Annotated in this window: 17 protein-coding genes; 9 read left to right on the top strand and 8 right to left on the bottom strand. The window is 68.4% G+C overall.

Annotation, left to right across the window (positions count from 1 at the left end; all coding sequences use genetic code 11):
• Positions 1-43 precede the first annotated feature (43 nt).
• The 3 genes from GGR33_RS19365 to GGR33_RS19355 all read right to left on the bottom strand — a co-directional run bounded on the left by GGR33_RS19365 (position 44) and on the right by GGR33_RS19355 (position 3,187).
• Positions 44-718 carry a hypothetical protein gene (locus GGR33_RS19365; protein ID WP_183508250.1) on the bottom strand — a complete coding sequence of 225 codons (675 nt, stop codon included), beginning with the start codon at positions 716-718 and terminating at the stop codon, positions 44-46.
• Positions 715-1,275, bottom strand: a complete 561-nt coding sequence (locus GGR33_RS19360; RefSeq protein ID WP_183508248.1) for a sigma-70 family RNA polymerase sigma factor — start codon at positions 1,273-1,275, stop codon at positions 715-717. The genes GGR33_RS19365 and GGR33_RS19360 overlap by 4 nt, the downstream gene beginning before the upstream one ends.
• Before the next feature lie 76 nt (positions 1,276-1,351).
• Positions 1,352-3,187 carry a S8 family serine peptidase gene (locus GGR33_RS19355; protein WP_183508246.1) on the bottom strand — a complete coding sequence of 612 codons (1,836 nt, stop codon included), beginning with the start codon at positions 3,185-3,187 and terminating at the stop codon, positions 1,352-1,354.
• A gap of 308 nt (positions 3,188-3,495) precedes the next feature.
• Here GGR33_RS19355 and GGR33_RS19350 point away from each other — a divergent pair, with 308 nt between their 5' ends.
• Together GGR33_RS19350 and GGR33_RS19345 are read left to right on the top strand one after the other, a co-directional pair.
• The gene (locus GGR33_RS19350; protein ID WP_183508244.1) at positions 3,496-3,705 is read left to right on the top strand and encodes a hypothetical protein; all 210 of its coding nucleotides are present in this window, start codon (positions 3,496-3,498) and stop codon (positions 3,703-3,705) included.
• A gap of 110 nt (positions 3,706-3,815) precedes the next feature.
• Entirely contained in the window at positions 3,816-4,238 is a 423-nt protein-coding gene (locus GGR33_RS19345) for an acyl-CoA thioesterase (protein WP_183508243.1), read from the top strand.
• Here the strand turns inward: GGR33_RS19345 and GGR33_RS19340 are convergent.
• Complete coding sequence (locus GGR33_RS19340) at positions 4,235-5,140, bottom strand: alpha/beta hydrolase (RefSeq protein ID WP_183508241.1); 906 nt, start codon at positions 5,138-5,140, stop codon at positions 4,235-4,237. The two genes, GGR33_RS19345 and GGR33_RS19340, sit on opposite strands and share 4 nt — an antisense overlap.
• A gap of 121 nt (positions 5,141-5,261) precedes the next feature.
• On the bottom strand, positions 5,262-6,164 hold the full coding sequence (locus GGR33_RS19335) for a lytic transglycosylase domain-containing protein (RefSeq protein ID WP_183508239.1): 903 nt from the start codon (positions 6,162-6,164) through the stop codon (positions 5,262-5,264).
• A gap of 207 nt (positions 6,165-6,371) precedes the next feature.
• Between GGR33_RS19335 and GGR33_RS19330 the strand changes: the two genes are divergently transcribed.
• Together GGR33_RS19330 and GGR33_RS19325 are read left to right on the top strand one after the other, a co-directional pair.
• Positions 6,372-8,024: an ABC transporter ATP-binding protein gene (locus GGR33_RS19330; protein ID WP_183508237.1), complete on the top strand. Its 1,653-nt coding sequence runs from the start codon at positions 6,372-6,374 to the stop codon at positions 8,022-8,024.
• 6 nt (positions 8,025-8,030) lie between these two features.
• Positions 8,031-9,251, top strand: coding sequence for a phosphopentomutase (locus GGR33_RS19325; RefSeq protein ID WP_183508235.1), 1,221 nt, complete (start codon positions 8,031-8,033; stop codon positions 9,249-9,251).
• Positions 9,252-9,524: 273 nt separating this feature from the next.
• Here GGR33_RS19325 and GGR33_RS19320 read toward each other — a convergent pair whose 3' ends face one another.
• The 3 genes from GGR33_RS19320 to zigA all read right to left on the bottom strand — a co-directional run bounded on the left by GGR33_RS19320 (position 9,525) and on the right by zigA (position 11,517).
• On the bottom strand, positions 9,525-9,923 hold the full coding sequence (locus GGR33_RS19320; protein WP_183508233.1) for a VOC family protein: 399 nt from the start codon (positions 9,921-9,923) through the stop codon (positions 9,525-9,527).
• 69 nt (positions 9,924-9,992) lie between these two features.
• Positions 9,993-10,295, bottom strand: coding sequence for a hypothetical protein (locus tag GGR33_RS19315; protein ID WP_183508231.1), 303 nt, complete (start codon positions 10,293-10,295; stop codon positions 9,993-9,995).
• 4 nt (positions 10,296-10,299) lie between these two features.
• Positions 10,300-11,517: a zinc metallochaperone GTPase ZigA gene (gene zigA, locus GGR33_RS19310; RefSeq protein ID WP_183508229.1), complete on the bottom strand. Its 1,218-nt coding sequence runs from the start codon at positions 11,515-11,517 to the stop codon at positions 10,300-10,302.
• A 195-nt stretch (positions 11,518-11,712) separates the two neighbouring features.
• On the opposite strand from zigA, the gene GGR33_RS19305 reads away from it, so the two are divergent.
• The 5 genes from GGR33_RS19305 (at position 11,713) to GGR33_RS19285 (ending at position 23,287) form a co-directional block, all read left to right on the top strand.
• A complete protein-coding gene (locus GGR33_RS19305) occupies positions 11,713-12,351 on the top strand; it encodes a TetR/AcrR family transcriptional regulator (protein ID WP_183508227.1) in 639 nt (212 codons plus the stop codon).
• Between the two features lie 60 nt (positions 12,352-12,411).
• Positions 12,412-12,894, top strand: coding sequence for a DUF2852 domain-containing protein (locus GGR33_RS19300; RefSeq protein ID WP_284211191.1), 483 nt, complete (start codon positions 12,412-12,414; stop codon positions 12,892-12,894).
• A 231-nt stretch (positions 12,895-13,125) separates the two neighbouring features.
• The gene (treZ, locus tag GGR33_RS19295; RefSeq protein WP_183508223.1) at positions 13,126-14,931 is read left to right on the top strand and encodes a malto-oligosyltrehalose trehalohydrolase; all 1,806 of its coding nucleotides are present in this window, start codon (positions 13,126-13,128) and stop codon (positions 14,929-14,931) included.
• The gene (locus GGR33_RS19290) at positions 14,928-19,835 is read left to right on the top strand and encodes a malto-oligosyltrehalose synthase (RefSeq protein ID WP_183508221.1); all 4,908 of its coding nucleotides are present in this window, start codon (positions 14,928-14,930) and stop codon (positions 19,833-19,835) included. Before treZ ends, GGR33_RS19290 begins: the two co-directional genes overlap by 4 nt.
• Positions 19,836-19,891: 56 nt before the next feature.
• Complete coding sequence (locus GGR33_RS19285) at positions 19,892-23,287, top strand: maltotransferase domain-containing protein (RefSeq protein WP_183508219.1); 3,396 nt, start codon at positions 19,892-19,894, stop codon at positions 23,285-23,287.
• Positions 23,288-23,403: the final 116 nt, after the last annotated feature.

Below are 23,403 nucleotides of genomic sequence, written 5' to 3'. Positions count from 1 at the left end.
AATCATTCGGTTAAAGGTCGGTTAACGGGGCTGTTGAGGCCGGTCAGCGGACGGCTGGCGACACGGGCGCGACGAGGCGCACGAGCGTGGTTTCGGAGCGCAGCCGCTCGATCGTCTTGGTGGCCGTCTCGCCACGCTCCCCGATCCGCAAGCGATACACTCCGCCGGGCAGCGGACCGTCGACGATGACGGCATGGGCCTCGCGCAGAAGTGCCTCGATCCGCTCAGCGGGCGCTGCCGGCGCAAAAGCGATCAGCACGAAGACACCCTGTTGGGATGCCGGGGAGGGTGCCGATGCCGTCTCGTAGGCACCCGGCGCGGTGCCGAGATAGGCCTTCGTCAGCAGACCGGCCTGCACGGCGATCACCAGGGCTGCGGCCGCGCCGGACCAGGCGAGCGAGTGCGGCGACAGGCTCGCCAGCCAGTCGCCCCAGCGACCCGAAAAACCCTTGGCGGGTGCTCGGCCCTCTGCTGCGATCCGCGCGAAGAGCGCGTCGCGCGCTGCCCGCGAGGGCGTACCAAGCCCTTGGTTCAGCGCCACGGTCTCGGCGCGCTCCTCCCGGGCGATCTCGAGATGGCGGGCGCGTTCGGGGTCGGCGCGCAGGGCCGCCTCGACTTGTTCGGCCTCTTCGTGCGAGAGCCGCTCTACTGCATGCCAGGGCAGCAGCAGGTCGACCTCGTCGGGTGTCTGGTCCTCGCCTGGCTCGCGCGCGGTCATGGCCAGCCCCGATCGATACCCATGGCGTTGAGCTGTTCCGAGAGCCGCTTCCGGGCGTGGAAGAGCCGCGTCTTCACCGTTCCCGCAGGAACGCCGGTGATTTCGGCGACCTCCTCGACGCTGCGCTCGTGGTAATAGACGAGGTCGATCACCTCGCGATGCTCCAGGGAGAGCACGGCGAGGCAGCGACGGATTACCTCAGCCTTGCCGACCTTTTGCAGCAGGATCTCGGGTGTGTCGGCCTCGTCCTCGATCGCCTCGACAATCTCTGGCTCGAGCGCCTCGTGCGGGCGCTTGCGCAGGTAAGACAGCGCCTTGAAGCGGGCGATGCCCAGCATCCAGGTCGTCACGCTGGAGCGGCCCTCGAACCGGGCGGCCTGCTGCCAGACATCGAAGAATACGTCGCTCATCAGGTCCTCTGCCTGCGTGGCATCCCGGACGAGGCGCACGAGGAACCGGTACACGCGTGTGGAATGCCGCGCGTAGAGGCTCTGCATCGCGAGCGCGTCGCCGCCCGCGATCCGCGTCACCAGCGCCTCGTCGGAGGCCCCGGTCATGCGGACGGGCTGCTCATGGGTCGCTTCAGGCGGGGGTTCGGTTCAATCATCACGCGGACGATGCCTGCGGCCGGTCTCATTTCGCGGGAGCATCGTCTGTAGTGGTGGCAGACAGCGTCGGTACGACGCTCGTTTCCGGGAGCGCCTGACTGGCGCCGTTCGGGGAGTTCCGTTTCGCAGGTTCGGTCGCATCGATCTTGGCCGCGCCGAGGGGCGGTCTCGCATCACTGATCATCGCCGGCGCGAACGAGGCGCCGATGGTCTGCAGCGCGTCCCGCGCATCGGCCGTGCCCGCGCCGAAATCCGGGTCTATCCCGGCCGGGCCGAGATCGTGAGCGCTCTTCCTCAGGGCGTCGCGCAGGGTCGCGAGGGTGAGGTCGGGTCGGATCTGAAGCATCATGGCGGCAATGCCCGCCACCTGCGGGGCTGCCATCGAGGTGCCGCTCAGGAAGCCGTAGCCGCCGCCGGGCGTCGCCACGAACACCTCGACGCCGGGCGCTGCGACGAACACGTGCGGCCCGCGATTGGCGGCGGGGAACAGCTTGTCCTCCGCATCGGTGGCGGTGACGGCGATCACGTTGGGATCCGCGGCCGGGTAGAGCGGCAGCGCGTTCGGGCCGGCATTGCCGGCGGCAGCCACGTAGACGATGCCCTTTGCGGTGCCGGCTGCCAGGAACTCCGAGAGTTTCGCGTCGGCCGGTCCGGCGAAGCTCATGTTGACCACACGCGCTTCGGCGGCCGCAGCCCGGTCGATCGCCCGCAGGACGTGGATTGTCGTGCCCTGTGAGCCGGGCTTCTGTGCGCCACCGCCGGTGAAAGCGCGTATCGCGACGAGGCGCGCTTCGGGCGCGGCGCTCGCGAGTTGGGCACGTGCCCCGGCAATGCCGGCGACGGCGGTGCCATGGGCGTCGCCGCCAGCCGACGGCAGCGCGGCCTTGGCGATGGCGTCCCAATTCTCCGTCAGCGCGCCCGCCAGGGCGGGATGGGTCGCGTCGACCCCTGAATCGATCACCGCGATCGCGACGCCGCGGCCGGTCGCAGCCCGGTGCGCCTCATCGAGATGAAGCTTGGCCACGACGTATTGTGCGCTTGCAAAGGGCAAAGCCGGCGCGCCGTCGCCGACCAGGGAATAGACGTGGTTCCCCTGGGCCGAGGCGACCTGTGGGTCGGCCTGCAAGGCCCGCACGACGGCGGCCACGGTGCGCCCATCGCGGATACGATAGCGGTGCAGCGTGAGCGGCACCAGCCGGAAGGTCTCGCTCTCGATGGCATCGAGGCGCTGCTGGCGAGCGAGCTGCGCCAGGGCGCCGCTCGGACCGCCTGGCTTCAGTTCGATCAGCACTTCGCCGGGGACAATGCCGGGCTCCTCGGCCTGGGCGGCAAGCACGGGAGCCGGCGAGGGCGGCAGCACGCGAGCCGGCACGCGCGGCGGCGGCTTCGCTGCGGTTCGCGCCGGGACCGCATGCAAGGGTGCTTTGACCGTGCGGGTTGGTGCCGGACGCAGCGGCCGGGCGATACGGACTGGTGGTTCCGAGGGGCGCGCGATAGGCGGCCGATGCCGTGGCGGTTTTTCCGCGACGGGTTGAGGCCGCTCGCCGGGCGGTCGCTGCGGAGCGGGCGGCTCCGCCACGCGCCCCGGACGGCGTGGCGGCGGCTCGTCATCCTCTTCGACGTCCTGAGGGGGCTGACGGCCCATCGAGCCGACGACTCCGCCGAGAATTGCGCCGCCGATCCCGAGGCCGATCCCGCCGCCACCGAGACCACCGCCGCCGTAGCCGCCGCGCCCCCCGTAGCCGCCGTACCCCCCGGTCGTTCCGCGATACTGCGCATCGGCGGGAAGCGGTGCCAGGACGAGGGCCGTGCACAAAGCCGCCCACGCGACCAATAGGCCGTCTCTCGCTCGCCCCGCCATGACGGAAACCTCCGGACACTTCGTCGATGTGACCGTCTCGACTCGCCGCAACTGCAGTTCGGCGAGAGGCCTGCAGTTTGTCCGAAGGATGAACCCGCGTCCACGCGGAGCGCGATCCTGCGAACATTATCCTGCACTTCGCCGATGACATGCCTGTCGGCACGAGGCGAACTGGTGAGAGCAATGCCGAGACGGAAGTGGGCGGCTTTCAGATTTTTCTCGATCCGTGATGAACCGCACCCGCCGCCGCTGCGACTCACCACCATCGCCCCGAGAGATCGTCCTCGCCGGGCCATGGAGATGCAGCGATGGTCCCGTCTCTCACCACCTCACCGAAAGTCCGCTGGGGCATTCCGCTCGTGCTGCCGCACGTGCTCCTGAGCGTCGGGTTCCTGATCTTCGTGTTCGTCAGCGAACGACCGGCTTCCTCGAGGGGCGCTGCCAGCTCGGCGACGGTCGCCTCGACCACCGGCGGCCCGTCCGCCGCGCTCTTTCAGCCTCAGACGCGCCGGATTTGAATATTCGCATCGGGAGAGTGAGCCGTTCACCGTGTCGCAGTCGGCACCGCTCGTGGCATGCTGACCGCTCAGGGCGGCCCCATTCTGCGAGGGCCCTGCGGAGAACAGCCATGTCTCACGACGTTGCAAGAGCGGATGGGGCCGGTGGCCAGCCCGTCGATCGGGGGGCGCCTGTGATCCGCACCGTCGCCATGCCGGCCGACACGAACCCGGCCGGCGACATCTTCGGCGGCTGGCTCATGGCGCAGATGGATCTCGCTGCCGGCAACGTCGCGGCACGGCGCTCGCGGGGCCGCTGCGCCACCATTTCGGCGGAGGCCATGAGCTTTCTCCACCCGGTCTTCGTCGGCGACGAGGTCAGTCTCTACGCATGGATCGTCTCGGTGGGGCGGACATCGATCAAGATCCAGGTCGAGGTCTGGCGGCGCGAACGCGAGAGCGAGGAGACGATGAAGGTGACCCAGGCGCTCTTCACCTTCGTCGCGATCGGGCCGGATCGTCGCCCGAGGCCAGTGCCGCCCGAGGTGCCTTAGCGCATTCGCACGGAGCTCAGCTGCCGGCGCTCGGCATGCTGGTGCAGGAAGGCCGCCATCTCGGAGAGTTCGGGCGCCTTCGAGCGGAAGGTGATCGAGAGCGCGAGCAGCGTGTCGGCATGGTCGAGGCCGGGATAGATCCGCTCCTGCACTCCGACGCGCATGTCGCGCAACCGCGCCGCGAGGTTCTTGGTGTTGGCCGGGCGGACCGTCTTGTCGGCGTCGCCTGTGGCGAGGAAGGTCGGCGGCGAGTTCGGGCCGGCGAAATTGATGGGCTGGGTTGCCTTCGGATCAGGCGCCTGCCCGAACACGTCGATCGAGGTGCTCTGGTCGAAGGGGAAGAAATCGTAGGGGCCGGAAAGGCCGGCGACGGCACGGATGGTGCGCGGCTCGACGCCGGCACGACGCAGATAGGTCGGGTCTAGCGCGAGCATCACGGCATTGTAGGCGCCGGCCGAATGGCCCGCGAGGACGATCTTCTTCGGGTCGCCGCCATAGGACGCGATGTGATCGCGGGCCCAGGCGATGGCCCGCGCGCCGTCGTCGAGGAAATCGGGGAAACGCACCTGCGGGTAGAGCCGGTAATCCGGCAGCACCGTCACGAAGCCCTGCGCAGCCAGGGCCTGCGCGACGAAAGCATAATCTTCTTTAGATCCGCTCTTCCAGGAGCCTCCGTAGAAGAAAACCAGCACCGGAGCGTTCGTGACGTCGCCGACCGGCGCGAACACGTCGAGGCGCTGGCGCGGGTCCTCGCCGTAGGCGGCATCCTTCAGCGAGAGGCGGGCGCCGGCATCACGTGGGCCGAGCGCGTCGAACAGCGCCAGTGGCGAGCAGCCCGAGAGGCCGAGCGCGGAGAGCAAAAGGCAGCCGAACGAGAGCGCGGCGACGAGGACCCGGATCATGCGTCTCCAAGGGATTGGCGTGAGAGCGCAGAAGATGGGGCAGACTGGGCGGTTTCAAGGCCGTCGCGAAATGAGCGCGACGCCGTGCGCATCCCGGTGATGTTCCCGGTGAGCACGCACATCATGTTCTGAGGACGATGCAGGCGCCTCCGGCCTTCCGGATTTGACCGCACAGGGTTTCGCCGGCCGCGCGCGTCTCGGCCGGGATGCGGATTCGGTAGAAGGCCCGCGTTCCGCGGGACCGTAGGCGCGTGCCGATGATCATCGGGCGCACCGTGCCGATCACCCCGGCATAGCGCGAGCGGGTGCGCGAGAAGCTCGCGAGCGCGAGGGATTTGGAAAAGTTGCCGGCGAGCTGGATGCCCCAGGGCGCCGTCACGCCGCCCTCGACCGGAAGGGCGAAGCGGTCGCCGCGCGAGGGGATGCGCAGGAGAGCCGTGACCTGGAGGCAAGTCTGGGCCGATTCCGCCTCAACCTCTTTCGCGGCCTCGCCGGCCGTGTCCGGCTGCTTTGCACCAAGCTTGGCGGCATCCGCTGCCTTCGGATCGCCTTCCGCGGGCGCCATCTCGACGCCGGAGGGCCGCCAATCTTCGGCCGGGTGGCCGGTCAGCGCGATGACGTAGGCGCGGGTCTCGGAGGGCAGCCCGCCCTTGCCGGCGAGCCAGGAGGAGACCCGGCCGGCCCCGCTATTATAGGCGGCCGCGGCGAGCCCGAGATTTCCGAACTGGGTGCGGAGATCGGCCAGGAGATGCGCTGCGTGCGGGATGGCCTGCTCTGGATCGAACGGGTCGAGCAGGCCCCGCTCCTTGGCCGTGCCCGGCATGAACTGCGCCACGCCCTGTGCGCCGACGGGGCTGACCGCATTCACGCGAAAGGCGCTCTCACGGAAGATCAGGCGGGTCAGGAAGGGCACCGGGATGGACCGCGCCTTCGCCGAACCCTCGATCAGCCGGCAGAGGGCCTGGGTGACGGTCTCGCCGTCGCCCTGCGCCTGGGCCGCGCCCGTCGCCATGGACATCGCCATGGCAATGGCAAGACAAAGGATGCTTCGCACGCTCACCCGGTCGATCACGCCCGCTTCGAATGCCCTGCTAGCAGGATCGGGCCGGACAATCACGGCGTTGCACGCCCGCGATGCGGTTCGCTCTGGGACGCGGGAGCGCTATAACCCGCCGGCGAGGCCCGCCGCTCGGTGAGGCCGATCGCCTTCCGTCGACCCTGCTGAGCGCTCGTGGCCGAACCGCTTCTCTCCGTTCAAGACCTCTCGGTCGCCTTCGGTTCGTCCGAGGGCAAGACACTCGCCGTCGACCGCGTGAGCTTCTCCATCGCACCTGGCGAGACGCTGGCGCTGGTCGGGGAATCCGGCTCAGGCAAGTCGGTCACCGCTCTCTCGATCCTGCGTCTGCTCGATGGCGCGGCGCATCATCCGGGCGGCCGCATCGTCTTCAAGGGGCGCGACCTGCTGACGCTGCCCGAGCGCGACCTACGCAAGGTGCGCGGCGCCGACATCACCATGGTCTTCCAGGAGCCGATGACCTCGCTGAACCCGCTGCACTCGATCCAGCGGCAGATCGGCGAGGTGTTGCAGCTCCATCGCGGGCTGACCGGCAAGAAGGCGCGGGCTCGCATTCTGGAGCTGCTCGACCTCGTCGGCATCCGCGATGCCGAGCGCCGGCTTGGCGCCTATCCGCACGAATTGTCCGGCGGCCAGCGCCAGCGCGTGATGATCGCCATGGCGCTCGCCTGCGAGCCGGACCTGCTGGTGGCCGACGAGCCAACCACGGCGCTCGACGTCACCGTGCAGGCGCAGATCCTGACCCTGCTCGCCGACCTGCAGAAACGGCTCGGCATGGCGATGCTGTTCATCACGCACGATCTCGGCATCGTGCGGCGCATCGCGAATTCGGTCTGCGTGATGCTGCGCGGGCGCATCGTCGAGGCCGGCCCCGTGGCCGAGGTGTTCGACCGGCCCCAGCACGAATACACCCAGCGCCTTCTCGCCTCCGAGCCGACCGGCCGCGCCAACCCGGTCGCCGAGGGGGCGGAGAAGCTGGTCGAGGCCGGCCCGATCAAAGTCTGGTTCCCGATCAGGCAGGGCCTGCTCCGTCGCACCACGGACCACGTGAAGGCGGTCGACGGCGTCAGCCTCGCCGTGCGTCAGGGCGAGACCATCGGCGTCGTCGGCGAGTCCGGCTCGGGCAAGACCACTCTCGGCCTCGCGCTGTTGCGTTTGACCGCCTCGGAAGGGCCGATCGTCTTCCTCGGCAAGCCGATCGAGGCCTTGTCCGTCGGCGCCATGCGGCCGCTGCGGCGGGACATGCAGGTGGTCTTTCAGGACCCCTACGGCTCGCTCTCGCCGCGCATGTCGGTGGCCGACATCGTCGCCGAAGGGCTCGTGGTGCAGGGGCAGGTCAAGTCCCGTGCCGAGCGGCGTACCATCGTCGCGAAGGCGCTGACCGATGTCGGGCTCGATCCGGGGGCGATGGACCGCTATCCGCACGAATTCTCCGGCGGCCAGCGCCAGCGCATCGCCATCGCTCGCGCCATCGTGCTGAACCCGCGCTTCGTCGTGCTCGACGAGCCGACCTCGGCGCTCGACCGCTCGGTCCAGGCGCAGATCGTGACGCTGCTGCGCGACCTGCAGCGCGAGCGCGGCCTCGCCTATCTGTTCATCAGCCATGACCTGAAGGTGGTGCGCGCGCTCGCGAACTACGTGCTGGTCATGCAGAACGGCCGCGTGGTCGAGGAGGGGCCGGCCTCCGAGATCTTCGCCCGGCCGAAGACCGAATACACCCGCACCCTTTTCGCGGCCGCCTTCGACATGGAGGCCGAGACCGTGGATGACGAGCCCGCACCAGCCACCGCCACCGCCGTTCCGGCCTGAGCGACTATGGCCCGCGTACTCCTGATCGTTCTCGATTCCGTCGGCATCGGCGGCGGCCCGGATGCCGCCCGCTATGGCGACGAAGGCGCCGACACGATCGGCCACATCGCCGAAGCTTGCGCGAGAGGGCAGGGCGACCGTGACGGACTGCGCTCGGGGCCGCTGCGTCTTCCCAACCTGACCGCCCTCGGTCTCGGCCTCGCCTCTGACGGCGCGACGGGCCGCGTACCGCCGGGGCTGGAACCCGTCGGCGCCGTCGAGGGCGCCTATGGCCATGCCGTGGAGACGGCGGCCGGCAAGGATACGCCCTCCGGCCACTGGGAGATCGCCGGATTGCCGATGCTGGAGGATTGGGGTCACTTCCCCGATACGCAGCCGGCCTTTCCGGCTGCGCTGACCGCGGCCCTGGTCGATCGGGCTGGGCTGCCGGGCATCCTCGGCGACAGCCATGCCTCGGGCATCACGATCATCGAACAGCTCGGCGCCGAGCATGTCCGGACCGGCAAACCGATCTGCTACACGTCCGCGGACAGCGTCTTCCAGATCGCCGCGCACGAAGAGGCCTTCGGGCTCGAGCGGCTCTATGAGGTCTGCCGCATCGCGCGTGTCATCTGCGATCGCTGGCGCGTGGGCCGGGTGATCGCGCGGCCCTTCGTCGGCTCGGACACCGATGGCTTTCGCCGCACGACGAACCGCAAGGATTTCTCGGTCGCGCCACCGAGCGACACCCTGCTCGACCGGCTGACGGCTGCCGGCCGTGAAGTGGTGACCGTCGGCAAGATCGGCGACATCTTCGCCCACCGCGGTACTGGCCGCGAGGTGAAGACGGCCGGCAACGCGGCAGGAACCGACGCGGCGCTCGCCTCGCTCGCGACGCTCGACGATGGCGGCTTCATCTTCGTGAACCTCGTGGATTTCGACACCGAGCACGGCCACCGGCGCGACGTGCCCGGCTACGCCGCCGAGCTCGAAGCCTTCGATGCCCGCCTCCCGGAGATCCGGGCGGCCCTGCGCACGGGCGATCTCTGCGTCATCACTGCCGACCACGGCAACGACCCGACCTGGCACGGCACGGAGCACACCCGCGAGCAGGTGCCGATATTGGCCTTCGGGCCGAAGGTCGCGACCGGTCCGATCGGGCGACGGGAGAGCTTCGCAGATATCGGCGCGACGGTGGCGCGGCATCTCGGGATCGCGCAGGCCGGCGCAGGGCAGAGCTGGCGCTGAGAGCAGACCCGGGTTCCGGCTGCTCGGATAGGCAATACCGCCCTCTTCCCGGACGCCTGGAGCGAAGCGAAAGGTGATCCGGGACACAGCGGAAAAATGGCCGCGTCAGCGGCTCGTTGTGCACGGTTCGGACGCTTCGCGACGTCCTTTGGCTGGCCCCCGGATCAGGCTCCGCTGACGCTCCACCTGTCCGGGGAGTGGCGCAGTGCTACCGAAGCCGTCGTTTTCGAGACTGCATGAGCCGCGGCAGTTACACTCGACGGTGCGCGACCGCTACCTGTCCAATCTCGCGATCGCCTCCGGCGTGATCGGTGTGAAGAAGTTGACCAGGTTGCCGTCGGGATCACGGAAGAGCAGCGAGCGATTGCCCCACGGCATCGTCGTCGGCTCCTGGACGACGGACTTCGGCAATCCGGCCAATGCGCGATGGCTCTCGTCGACGTCTGCGACCCGGAACTCGATGATCACGGATTGGTTCGCGGCGGGCCGCGCGATGTCGCTTCCGAACAACGCGAGCGGCCGCGTGGTTGAGACCGCCAACGTGCAGGAAGGTGTGGCGATCTCTGCGAAATCGTCGGTGTACCAGGTGGCCGCGAGGCCGGTCGCCTGCTCGTAGAAGGCGACGAGCCGTTTGATGTCGTCGGTGATGAGACGGATTGAGACGAAATTCATGGGTTTCTCCGGGATCGCGCCCTGAGCGCGTGGCGGAGGCGTCCTATGCGGCCGGACTGACAGATCCTGTCAGGAGCGAGGATCGCGCAGCACCGATCCCATCTGTGCGACCAACTCCGACACATCGTCCGCCTGGATGGCGTCGATGGCCTTCCGGATCTGGAAGGCCTGTGTCGGCTCGCCGGAGCGCATCACCAGCACGATCGTCTCCATGTCCGGGCAGCCCGGATCGGCGCAGGCAATCTCGTTGACCGCCACGGTATCGTCGGGGCCGAGGCAGATGGCCCCGATCACCCGGGCCTTCAGCGTGGCCCGCATCTCCGCTTGGGCCGCGCTGCGCTGCCTCCACGCTTTGAGGCTGACGAAACTCACCGGCTCAGGCCGCGCGGCGCCATTCGGGGAAAGGGTCTGGCAGGCGCCGATAGGCGCTCGGGTCGAACCGCGTCGTCCGCTCCGAGCCGATCAGGCAGGCATCGAGTGCGGCGGTGATCGCGTCCCGGTCCATGCCGGTGCCGATGAAGACGAGTTCCTGGCGGCGGTCGCCCCAGACCTCGCTCCAGTTCTTCTCGAGATGGCTTTTCCAGTAGGACTCGTCGGGCCAGCGTCCGCGCGGCACGGCAGCCCACCAGAAGCCCATGGCGGAGACGCGGGCAACGGCGCCGGCCAGTGAGAACTCGCCCACCCAGTCCGGCCGCGTCGCGAGCCAGAAATGCCCCTTGGCGCGGATCAGTCCGGGCCAGGTCTGATTGACGAAGGCATTGAACTTTTCGGGGTCGAATGGCCGGCGCGCCCGATAGACGAAGCTCGACACGCCGTATTCCTCGGTCTCCGGCACGTGCTCGTGCGCGCCGTAGAGTTCCTTGAACCAGAGCGGATGACGCTGCGCATTCTCTTCGTCGAACAGGCCGGTATCGAGAATGGCATCGAGCGGCGCCCGGCCATGCGAGGTCTCGACGAGCCGCGCATCGGCATTGAGCCCGCGCACCACCGAACGCACCAGTGCGAGTTGCTCCGCCGAGACGTCCTCGACCTTGTTGATCACGACTACGTCGGCGAACTCTATCTGCTCGACGAGGAGGTCGACCAGCGTGCGGGTGTCCTCTTCGCCGGCCGTCTCGCCGCGGTCACGCAGGAAGGCGGCGGAGCCGTAGTCGCGCAGCAGGTTCACCGCATCGACGACGGTGACCATGGTGTCGAGCCGGGCGACGTCGCTGAGCGCGCGGTCGTTCTCGTCGCGAAACGAGAAGGTGCTGGCCACGGGCAGCGGCTCGGCGATGCCCGTGCCCTCGATCAGCAGGTAGTCGAAGCGGCCCTCCTCGGAGAGTCGGCGCACCTCGGCCAGCAGGTCGTCGCGCAGCGTGCAGCAAATGCAACCGTTGGTCATCTCCACGAGCCGCTCGTCCGTGCGGGACAGGTTGGCGTCGCCTCCGCGGACTAGGTCGGCGTCGATGTTCACCTCGCTCATGTCGTTGACGATCACCGCGACCCGCCGGCCCTCGCGGTTGCCCAGAACGTGATTCAGCAGAGTGGTTTTCCCGGCTCCGAGAAAGCCCGAAAGCACGGTGACCGGGAGGCGGGTGTCGGGCGATGCCATGTCTGTCTCACCAAAAATGTAATACTATAACATTGCTAACGTGCCGATCTGTCAACAGCTGGCGTCGGAAAGCGTGCACTTGTCGACATCGGGGCCGCAAAGCGCTGGCCGTTCGTTGCGATCACGTGCAACCTCACCCTTTCAAGCGGCTTTCCTGATCGGGCATGCGCCCGGCGAACCGAGGAGACGGTTTTCGTGCGACCCTGGCGCGAGCGGCCGGAAGACCGGCGCAGCTACCACCACGGCAATCTGAAAGAGGCGCTGATCGAGGCGGCCCGCCGCTTCATTGCCGAACGTGGTGTCGGGGGCTTCACCCTGGTCGATGCCGCCCGGCTCGTCGGCGTGACGCCGGCCGCGCTCTATCGCCATTTCCGCGGCCGCGAGGCGCTGCTCGAAGAGGTGGCCGGGCGCGGCTTCAAGGACTTGGCGGGGCGCCTCGCGCGAGCACTGACCGGACGTGGCACGCCGCTCGAACGCTTCACCCGCATGGGCGAGGCCTATCTCGCCTTCGCCGAGGAAGAGCCCGGCTACTACGCCGCGATCTTCGAGGTGCGCAGCGCGGCGCCGAACCCCGACCGGCCCAATCCGTTCGATCTGCTCGTCGAGGCGCTGAAGGCGACCTTTCCCGACGGTTTCGGCGGCGTCGACCCGCGCTTCATCGCGCTGGAGGTCTGGGCGCTTTCGCACGGCATCGCGACCCTCGCCGCCTCGGGCCAGCTGCCGAAGACCGGGCCGGACAAATACGAGCTGTTGCGCGCCGGCGTGCTCGCGCTGGTCCATGGCGCTGGAGCCGGAGATACGAATCCGAAAGCCGGCTTCGATCCCGCCTCTTGAAACGCGATGTGCGGTTGCGCATGTGAATGTTGTTCACATTCACACCCGGAGCGAACATCCGTGAACACGACCTCTGCCTCTTCCCCCTGGTCGGGCGCCCGCGCCTGTCACGGCGGGCCATTCCCGCGCCGCTCTCTCGAGATCGGCGCCATCGTCATCGGCTTCATCTATTGGTGGCCGGCGGCGCTCGCCTACGTTGCGTGGAAGATCGCGGGGTATCCTGCGCTCGGCCAAATGCGTGAGTTCGCCCAAAGCGGTTCGTGGAACGTCGGCTCCGCGGGGGGCACCTCGCGGTTCGCCAAGGCCTTCGAGGCCGCGAAGGACCGCGGCGTCTACCGGTCCGGCACCGGCAATTCGGCCTTCGACGAGTATCGGAAGGCCGAATTGGAGCGCCTCGAAGCGCGTCGTCGCGCCCTCCAGGAGGAGAGCCGCGCCTTCGCCCAATTCGTGGACGAGCTGAAGCGGGCCAAGGACCGCGAGCAGTTCGACGCCTACATGGCCAAGAAGCGCTCCGAGGGCGGTGGCCCGACGATCGACGCCTGATCTATCGGGCGCCGGCATTCAAGGAATGTCTCGCGTAGGGTCTCCCGCCAGAAATGGCGGGAGACTTTTTTGCATGTGCGAGATTCGGCGCGAATCCATGCTGCCCTGCGGTTGCCGGAGGCCGCCTTCGCCATAGTTGCGGTCGCGGAACCAGTTGCGACGGCAGGCCTTCTCCCGGAGGTGCCCGCTCGTGCCGGGCAAAATCTCGCGAGAGCTGAGGACAGAGGCTGAATGCGGCGAAGCCATGCGATGGTCTACGGCAGCGAGTTGACCGACGTTGGTGCCCGCTTCGCGATCTGGGCGCCGAGCGCGGCCGACGTGGTCCTCGCCGTCGACGGCACGGACCACGCGATCCCCGAAGTGGGAGACGGCTGGCGCCGCACCGAAATACCGGGTGTCCAGGCCGGCGCGCGCTACGGCTTCCGCATCGGCGGCGACCTGACCGTCCCCGATCCCGCCTCGCGCTTCCAGCCAGACGACGTCTCCGGCCTCAGCGAGCTGATCGACCCCGCCGCCTATGTCTGGTCCGATGGCGCCTGGACCGGCCGGCCTTGGGAAGAGGCGGTGATCTACGAGCTGCATGTCGGTACCGCCACGCCCGAGGGCACCTACGCGGCGTTGGAGGCGAGGCTCGACGACCTCGTCGATCTCGGCATCACCGCCATCGAGCTGCTGCCGCTCGCTGATTTCAAGGGTACGCGTAACTGGGGCTATGACGGCGTGCTGCCCTACTCGCCGGATGCCGCCTATGGCCGGCCCGAAGACCTCAAAAATCTGATCGACACCGCCCACGGCAAGGGCCTGATGGTACTGATCGATTGCGTCTACAATCACTTCGGGCCGGCCGGAAACTACCTCCATGCCTACGCGAAAACCTTCTTCACCGAGCGCCACCAGACCCCGTGGGGCGCCGGGATCAACTTCGACGGCAAGGAAAGCGGCCGCGTCGTCCGCGACTACTTTATCGAGAACGCGCTCTACTGGCTCGAAGAGTACCATTTCGACGGCATCCGCTTCGACGCGGTCCACGCCATCCTCGACGATTCCGAAAAGCATTTCATCGGCGAACTGGCCGAGACCATGCGCGGAAAACTGCCCGGGCGGCACATCCACCTGATTTTGGAGAACGAGGCGAACCAGGCCCGCTGGCTCGAGCGCGACGGCGAGGGACAGCCCGTCCAGCACAGCGCACAATGGGCGGACGATCTGCACCACTGCTGGCACGTCCTACTGACGGGCGAGGATGCCGGCTATTACGCCAGCTTCTCCGACAAGCCGGTCGAGCACCTCGCCCGCTGCCTCGCCGAAGGCTTTGCCTACCAGGGTGAGCCCTTCAAGACGCTGGACAACCATCCGCGCGGCGAGCCTTCCGCCCACCTGCCGCCCTCGGCCTTCGTCACCTTCCTGCAGAACCACGATCAGGTCGGCAACCGGGCGCTCGGCGAGCGGCTGAGCCAGCTCGCCGATCCGGAGAAGCTGGCCCTGGCCCGCGCCGGCCTGCTCCTCGCGCCGCAGATCCCGATGCTCTGGATGGGGGAGGAATGGTCGGCCTCGGCGCCATTTCTGTTCTTTGTCGACTTCGCGCCGGACGAGGACCTGAACAAGGCGGTCCGTGAGGGCCGGCGCCGCGAGTTCAAGAGCTTCGCGGCCTTCGCCGACGACACCTCGGTCATCCCCGACCCCACCGAGGAGAAGACCTTCCTGGACTCCAAGATCGACTGGGGCGAGGCCGAGCGCGAACCGCATCGCCGGGTCTGGGCCGACACCCGCAACCTCCTACAGATCCGCCATCAGACCGTGGTGCCACTGACCAAGTCCAGCTTCCGCGGCGCGAAGGCGACGATACCCGCACCGGGCGTGATCGACTGCACCTGGCGCTTCGAGGCCGGCACCCTGCGCTTCGTCGCCAATGTCGGGACCGATGAATACGACGCTGCGAGCGACGGCGAGCAGGTGATCTGGTCGAGCGCCTCGTCGCGGCAATCGCTGCACCTGCCGCCCTGGACCGGCGTTTTCCTGGTCGGAGCGCCGGCATGAGCGATCTGACCCGCCTCGCCGACCTCGTCGGCATCGCCAAGGGCTATACGGATGCCTTTGGCACGCCCGTCGAGACCTCCGAAGAGACCCGCGCCGGCATGCTCGCGGCCCTCGGCTTCGCCGTCGGCACCGAGGACGAGGTCGCGCGGAGTCTCGCGAGCGTCGAGGCGTTGCGGCTCGGCCTGATCCCGCCGCTGCTGCCGGCGGAGGCCCGTCGCTCCCTGCGTGTCCCGGTTCTCGCCGACGGCACCGCTGGCTCGATCGTCTGGCGCCTCGTCGATGAGCGCGGCCATGCCAGCGAGGGTCGGGCGAGTCTCGACGTTGCGGGCACTGGCCCGAGCTTCGAGCTGCCGCCGCTCACGCCAGGCTATCACCGCCTCACCGCGACGCTTGGTGAGCGCCGCGCGCAGGCCTGGATCATCGCGGCGCCGCAGCGCTGCTGGCGCCCGCGCGCCTATGCCGAGGAAGGCGCCCGCGATTGGGGCCTCGCCGCCCAGCTCTACGGCCTGCGCTCGCCGCACAATCTCGGCATCGGCACCTTCGCCGATGCCGGCCGCGCTGCCGCAGATGCCGGCCTGCGGGGTGCGTCGTTCCTGGGCCTCAGCCCGGTCCACGCGCTCTTCCCAACCGACCGCGAGAAGATCTCTCCGTATTCGCCGTCGTCCCGCCTGTTCCTGGAGACGCTCTACATCGAGCCCGGCACGCTTCCCGGTTTCAACGGCAGCCGTGCCGAGTCGCTGCTCGACGCCATGCGCCCGCGCCTCGATGCTCTGCGCGACGCCACGCTGGTCGATCATGCCGGCATCTGGGAAGTGCTTTCACCAGTTTTGGAAGCGCTCTGGCTGGATGCGCCGGCGCGCAACGGCGCTGATGCCGCCTTCGCGGAATTCCGGGCCGAGGGTGGCGAAAACCTCGAATCCCACGCGATCTTCGAGACGCTGTCCGAGCACTTCAAGGCCGAGGGCGCGCACTGGCTTGGCGAGTGGCCGGAGCCCTACCGCCGGGCCGGCACGCCGGAGGTTCTCGCCTTCGCCGAGGCGAATGCCGGGCGCGTCAGCTACCATGTCTGGCTTCAGTACCTCGCCGACCGGCAACTCCAGCAGGCCTCGCAGGCGGCCCTCAATACCGGTATGCGGCTGGGCCTCTACCGGGACCTCGCCGTCGGTGCCGATCGCGGCGGGTCGGAAATCTGGTCTCACCCCGAGCGCTTCGCCAACGGCGTTTCCATCGGCGCGCCGCCTGACCTACTCGCGCCGAAGGGCCAGGATTGGGGGCTGCCGGCCTTCCACCCGCTGGAGATGGAGCGCGACGGGCTCAAGGCGTTCCGCGATCTCGTCCGGGCCAACATGCGCCATGCCGGCGCGATCCGGATCGACCACGCCTTCCAGCTGGCGCGCTTGTTCCTGATTCCCGTCGGGCAATCGGCGCGGGCTGGCGCCTACGTCGCCATGCCGTTCGAGCCGATGCTGGCCGTGCTGAGGCTGGAGAGCCACCGCTCGAAATGCCTAGTGATTGCAGAGGATCTCGGCACCGCCCCGGAAGGCTTTTCCGATGCCCTGATGGCGGCGGGCATCCTCAGCTACCGCATCCTCGCCTTCGAGCGACAGCACGGCGGCGCCTTCAAGCCGCCGTCGCTCTATCCGCACGATGCACTCACCGCCATCACCACCCACGACCTCCCGACCTTCCTCGGCTGGTGGCGCGGCGTCGATACGGATACGCGCCAGTCGCTCGGACTCTACGATTCCGACCGGGCCGATGCCGAGCGTGCCGATCGCGTCACAGAGCGCCGCAGGCTCTCGGAGGCACTCCATTCCGAGCAGCTTCTGCCGGGTGCCGAGCCGCCCGATGCAGCCCCGTTCGAGGCCGCCGCGCGCTACCTCGCCCGCGCACCCTCGATCCTGACGGCCGTTCAGTACGAGGACGTCGTCTCCGAACTCGCGCAAGCCAACGTGCCGGGCTCGACCGAGGGTCATCCCAACTGGCGGCGCAAGCTCGATCGCACCCTGGAGGCGATCGCCGCTCCCGGAGGCCCACTGGCCAAGCTCGCCGCGTCGCTGGCGGGCGAGGATCGCGGTCCGCGCTCGGGTGCCGCCCGGCTCAACTCGCCCCCGCCGCGGGCGACCTATCGGCTGCAATTCTACGAAGGCTTCACCTTCGCGGATGCCGAGGCGATCGTTCCCTATCTCGCCCAGCTCGGCATCAGCCACGTCTACGCCTCACCGCTGCAGACGGCGCGGCCCGGCTCGACCCATGGCTACGACATCGTCGACCACTCGCAAATCAATCCCGAGATCGGCGGCGCGGCGGGCTTCATCGCCTTCTCCGATGCGCTCAAAGCCAACGGCCTCAAGCTCCTCGTCGACATCGTCCCGAACCACATGGGCGTCGGCGGCGCCGACAACCCGTGGTGGCTCTCGGTGCTCGAATGGGGCGGCCTCTCGCCCTTCGCGCACGCTTTCGACATCGATTGGGAGCGGCTCGGCGCCAACGGCAAGCTCGTCATCCCCTTCCTCGGCGAGCGCTACGGCGACGCCCTGGAGAAGGGCACGCTGGAATTGAAGTTCGACGAGGCCAAGGGCGCCTTCAGCGTCTGGCACTACGAGCACGAGTTCCCGATCTGCCCGCTCTACTACCCAGCGATCCTCAACCGGGCGCTTGCGGCCCTCGGCGAGGTCGGCGACGACCCTTCCGCCGACGTGCTCGAAGTCTCCGAACGCCTGCGGGGCATGGGCGAAGAGACCAACCCCGAGCGCCGCCGAGCTCTTCCCGCCGAGGCCGAGGCCTTGAAGCAGGACCTTGCCGACGCAGTCCGCGCCTCGCCGCAGATCGCCGCTGCGATCTACCGCGCGCTGCATCTGCTCAACGGCAACAAGGACTATCCCGACTCGTTCGGGCCCCTGCATCGCCTGCTGGAGAGCCAGTCCTACCGGCTGGCTCATTGGCGGATCGCGTCGAGCGACATCAATTACCGGCGCTTCTTTGACGTGAACTCGCTCGCCGGATTGCGCGTCGAGAAGTCGGACATCTTCCGAAAGTCGCACGCGCTGCTGTTCCGGCTGGTCGGCGAGGGCCGCATCGACGGCCTGCGCATCGATCACATCGACGGGCTCGCCGACCCGCTCGGCTATGCCCGCGCCCTGCAGGCGGCCGTCGGTCCCGGCTTCTTCGTGGTCGTCGAGAAGATCCTGGAGCCCGGCGAACGGCTGCGGCCGTGGCCCGTCGCTGGCACCACCGGCTACGACGCGCTCAACCAGCTCGACGGCCTGTTCGTCGATCAGGCACTCAAGCCGCGCATCCAGAAATTTTATCAGTGGGCGACGGGCGTCGACGAGCCCTACAAGTTCCAGCTGCGCGGGGCCAAGGCCGAGATCCTTGAGACGAGCTTCGCCAGCGAGCTCGAAGTGCTCACCGGCGACCTCAAGGCCATCGCCGATGCCGACCGGCGCACCCGCGACTTCTCGCTGAACGCGATCCGCCGCGCTCTGATCGAGATCGTCGCGCGCTTCCCGACCTATCGATCCTACCTGCCGCCCGATCTCGACGAGAGCGACGTCGATCAAGAGGACATCCAGCTCGTCGAGCAGACCGTGCGCAAGGCGAAGCGCTGGAGCGTGCTGCCCGATCGGTCGGTGCACGACTTCGCCGCGGACGCCCTGCTCGGCCGCATCGATACGACCGGACGCGGCCCGGAGCCGCGGGTGATCCTGCGCTTCCGTCGCCGCTTCCAACAGCTCACCGGCCCGGTCATGGCCAAGAGCCTCGAAGACACCTTGTTCTACCGGTTCAGCGAGCTGTTGGCCCTCAACGAGGTCGGCGGCGATCCCGGCGAGTACGGCATCGAGATCCCCCACTTCCACGCGCTGCAGGCTGCCCGCGCCCGGGACTGGCCGAACGCCATGATCACCACGGCGACGCACGACACCAAGCGCGGTGAGGATGCGCGTTCGCGGCTGCTCGTGCTCTCGGAGCTGCCTGAGGACTGGGCTCGCGCCTGGGACGCCTGGCGCCGCGCCGCCGAGCCGCATCTCGCCACCATCGAAGACGAGCCGGCACCGGACCGCAACGACCAGTGGATGTTCCTGCAGGCCATCCTCGGCGCCTGGCCGCTCGAACTGCTCGACGGCGACGATGCCGCGGCCATCGAGAGCTTCCGCGAGCGCCTCGACGCCTATGCCGAGAAGGCCCTGCGCGAAGCCAAGCGCTATTCGAGCTGGGTGAACGTCGACGAGGCCTACGAGGGGGCGGTGCACGCGCTTTTCGAAAAGCTCGTCGCGCCGGGCTCGGACTTCCTGGCCCGGGTGCGCCCCTTCGCGCGGCGGCTCGCGCATCTCGGCATGATCGCCGGGCTCGGACGCACGGTGTTGAAGGCGACGCTTCCGGGCATCCCGGACGTGTACCAGGGCACCGAGTTCTGGGACTTCTCCTTCGTCGACCCCGACAACCGGCGCCCGGTCGATTACGGCGCGCGGGCCGAGGCCGTCTCCGGGGAAGCTGCGCCGGCCGACTTGCTCGCGAACTGGCAGGATGGCCGCATCAAGCAGGCGACGCTGGCGCGGCTGCTGGCGGACCGGGCCGCGCACCCGTCCTTCTATGCCGATGCCGGCTACCAGGCCCTCGACGCGTCGGGCGAGCGTGCGAACCACGTCGTCGCGTTCCTGCGCTCTGCGGATGAAGACGGGGAGGGCGACCTGCTGGTGGCCGTTCCGCGCCTCGTCGGGCGGCTCCTCGGCGACCGGACATGGTCGGGCGATGCCTTCCGCGGCACCCGCCTAGGGGTGCCCGAAGGCAGCCGCTGGACCGACATCCTCTCGGGGGCCGGCCATTCGGACGAGGACGGCTACCTGGATCTCGGCGCGCTGTTCGCGGCGCTGCCCTTTGCCGTGCTCAGGCGAACCGCCTGAGCCTCACCGACTTACTTCATGGGACGACGCGCGACACCGCGCGAGGGAGGCCGATCATGAACGCACCGACGACGCCCAAGGGCGCCCAGACGGGCGCCGCGACGCGGACCGACGCGGGTTCCGTCGCCCTGCCGGCCAACCTGGCGCCGCGCGCCCAGGGGCCACGGATCTACAATCTGTTTCCGCTGCTCGTCGGGACGGTTTCGGCCTGGACGGCGGAGTTACCGCGCATCGCCGGCCTCGGCTTCGACTGGATCTACCTGAACCCGTTCCACCAGACCGGCGGCTCGCGCAGCCTCTACGCGGTGCAGGACCCCGAAAAGCTCGACGAGCGGTTTCGCGATCACGACGGCACGTCGGATGACGAGCAGATCGCCCGCTTCTGCCGCGCTGCGGAGGCGCAGGGCGTCGGGGTGATGACCGACCTCGTCGTCAACCACACCGCCGACAATGCCCGCCTGCTGCAGGAGCGACCGGACCTGTTCCTGCGCGACGGCGAGGGCCACCCGGTCAGCCCGGGCGCGGTCGATCCCGACGACCCGTCGAAGAAGACCGTCTGGGGCGATCTGATCGAGTTGGACTACCATTCCGATCACGCCCGGCATGAGCTGACGCGCATCTTCGACGCCTATATCGGCCGGCTCCAGAGCCTCGGCGTGCGCGGCTTCCGGTGCGATGCCGCCTACAAGGTGCCGGCCGATGTCTGGCGCGCGCTGATTGCCGCGGCCAAGAAGCGTGAACCGGACACGCTGTTCGCCGCCGAGACCCTCGGCTGCACCTTCGAGGAGGCGCAATCGACCGCCGGCGCCGGCTTCGACTACCTGTTCAACTCCTTCGCCTGGTGGGACCTGAAGGCACCCTGGGCGCTGGAACAGTACGATCGGCTGCGGGTCATCGCGCCCTCGATCGCCTTCCCCGAAAACCACGACATGCAGCGCCTTGCCGCCGGCATCCCCGGCGATGCGGGCGCGATCGCCGCGAAGTTGAAGACGCGCTATGCGCTCTCGGCCTTCTTCTCGGCCGGCGTATTGATGCCGATCGGGTATGAATGGGGCTATCGCCGCGCCCTGCACGTCGTCGACACTACCCCGGGCTCCCGCGAGCACGATACCGGCATCGACATCTCCGCCTCGATCAAGGCGATCAACGCGCTCAAGGCCGAGCTGCTCTCGGCCAATGTCGAGGGGTTCCAGGCGCGGATCTCCTCGCCGGATGCGCCCTACGTCGCGCTGTTCCGGAGCGATACCGGCCACCCGGCCTCGGCGACCCACGGCACGCTCGTGCTCTACAACCCGTCCAACCGCCCCGTGCCGGTGGATGCCGGGCGGCTGATCGCGCGGACCGGCGGCCGGCTCGGTGCCTTCGTCGACCGCACGCCCGAGGCCGACCCGATCGCCTTCCATCCGGGCGCGGGCATCGACCTGCTGCCCGGCGAGCTGCGCATCCTCGCCGCCGATGCGCCGAAGGAGAAATCCGCGCCGAAGCCCACGAAGCCGACCGGCGAGGGCCGCGTCGTGATCGAGGCCGTCACGCCCGAGATCGATGGCGGCCGCTCGGCGGCGAAGCGGGTCGTCGGCGAGTCGGTGCGGGTCGAGGCCGACATCTTCTCGGATGGCCACGAGATCATCGACGCGGCGATCATCTCGCGCATCGTCGGCGAGACCGAATGGCGTCGTGATCCGATGGTCTTCGTCGACAACGATCGCTGGGCCGGCCAATTCCCGCTGGAGCGGAATGCCCGCTACGAGTTCACCATTGAGGGCTGGCGCGACGGCTTCTCCTCGTGGGTGCGCGACACGCTCAAGAAGCGCGATGCCGGCGTCGACGTCCGCCTAGAGACGATCGAGGGCGTGAAGCTGGCCCAGACCGCGACCGGCCTCGCGGTCGGGCGTGATCGCGAGCGGCTCGCGGCGCTCGTCTCGGCGCTGTCGGCCGAGCAGGAAGGCTCGGCTGCGGTGCTCGACAAGCTGCTGGCACCGGAGGCGAGCACGCTGATCCGGCGCAATGCCGAGCGCGTGAACCTCTCTCGCTATCCGGTGTCGATCCCGGTGATCGCCGACCGCCTCGCGGCGCGGTTCTCGGCCTGGTACGAGATCTTCCCTCGCTCGCAATCGGGCGAACCGAACCGGCACGGCACCTTCCAGGACGTGATCCGGCGCCTGCCCTGGATCCGCCAGCTCGGCTTCGACGTGCTTTACTTCACGCCGATCCACCCGATCGGGCGCACCAACCGCAAGGGCAAGAACAACACGCTGAAGGCCGAGCCCGGCGATGTCGGTTCGGTCTACGCCGTCGGGACGGAGGAGGGCGGCCACGAGGCGGTTCACCCAGACCTCGGCACGCTGGCCGACTTCCGGCAGCTCGTCGCGGCGAGCCATGCCAACGGCATGGAGATTGCCCTTGATTTCGCGATCCAGTGCTCGCCCGATCATCCCTGGATTAAGAGCCATCCCGAGTGGTTCGAGTGGCGGCCGGACGGCACCCTGAAATTCGCCGAGAATCCGCCCAAGAAATACGAGGACATCTCGAACGTCCATTTCTACGGCGGCGCGCTGCCCTCGCTCTGGACCGAGCTGCGCGACATCGTGATGGGCTGGTGCGCGCTCGGCGTGCGCATCTTCCGCGTCGACAACCCGCACACCAAGCCGATCCCGTTCTGGGAGTGGATGCTGGCGGAAGTGAACGGCCGCTATCCCGACGCGATCTTCCTGGCCGAGGCCTTCACCCGGCCAAAGATGATGAAGAAGCTCGCCAAGGCCGGCTACCAGCAGAGCTACACCTACTTCACCTGGCGCAATACGAAGCAGGAGCTCATCGACTATGCGGTCGAGTTGGCCGGCGAGATGGGCGAGTATTACCGCCCGAACTTCTTTGCCAATACGCCGGACATCAACCCGTATTACCTGCAGACCAGCGGGCGCCCAGGCTTCGTCGTGCGCGCCACGCTCGCGGCGACGCTCTCCTCGGTTTACGGCATCTATGCCGGCTTCGAGCTGTGCGAGGCCGCGCCGTATCCGGGCAAGGAAGAGTACCTGAACTCGGAAAAATACGAGCTGAAGGCCTGGGACGAGGATCGTCCCGGCAACATCCGCGAGCACATCATCAAGCTCAATCGGATTCGCCAGGACAATCCGGCATTGCACGACTTCCGCAACGTGACCTTCACCGGCGCGGACAACGGCAACGTCATCGCCTACGCCAAGATGACGCCCGATGGCGACAACTGCGTCTTCACGATGGTGAACCTCGATCCGAAGAGCCGCCAGGAATGCTCTTACGAGATCCCGCTCTGGCTGTTCGGCCTGCCTGACGATGGCGCGCTGGAGGTCGAGGATCTGCTCGAAGGCTACACCTTCGAGCTGCGCGGGCGCGGCCACCGCATCGCCCTCGATCCGGCCGAGCGCTCCTGCGTGATCTGGCGGCTCAAGGTGCCGCAGCGGGTTGCGCAATGAGACCGGGCGTGTAACCCGGTTGCCCCGTGGCGACGCAGGGCCCTTCGGGTAACGCGTCGCCGGCAAGAGATGCGGCCGAAGCCGCACCGCCTTCGTGCCCGGTCTCAGATCCGGGC

This window comes from Methylobacterium brachythecii (assembly GCF_014196345.1).
GTDB lineage: Bacteria > Pseudomonadota > Alphaproteobacteria > Rhizobiales > Beijerinckiaceae > Methylobacterium > Methylobacterium brachythecii.
The sequence above is the reverse complement of the archived record's forward strand: the minus strand, read 5'-3'. Positions and strand labels throughout refer to the sequence as shown.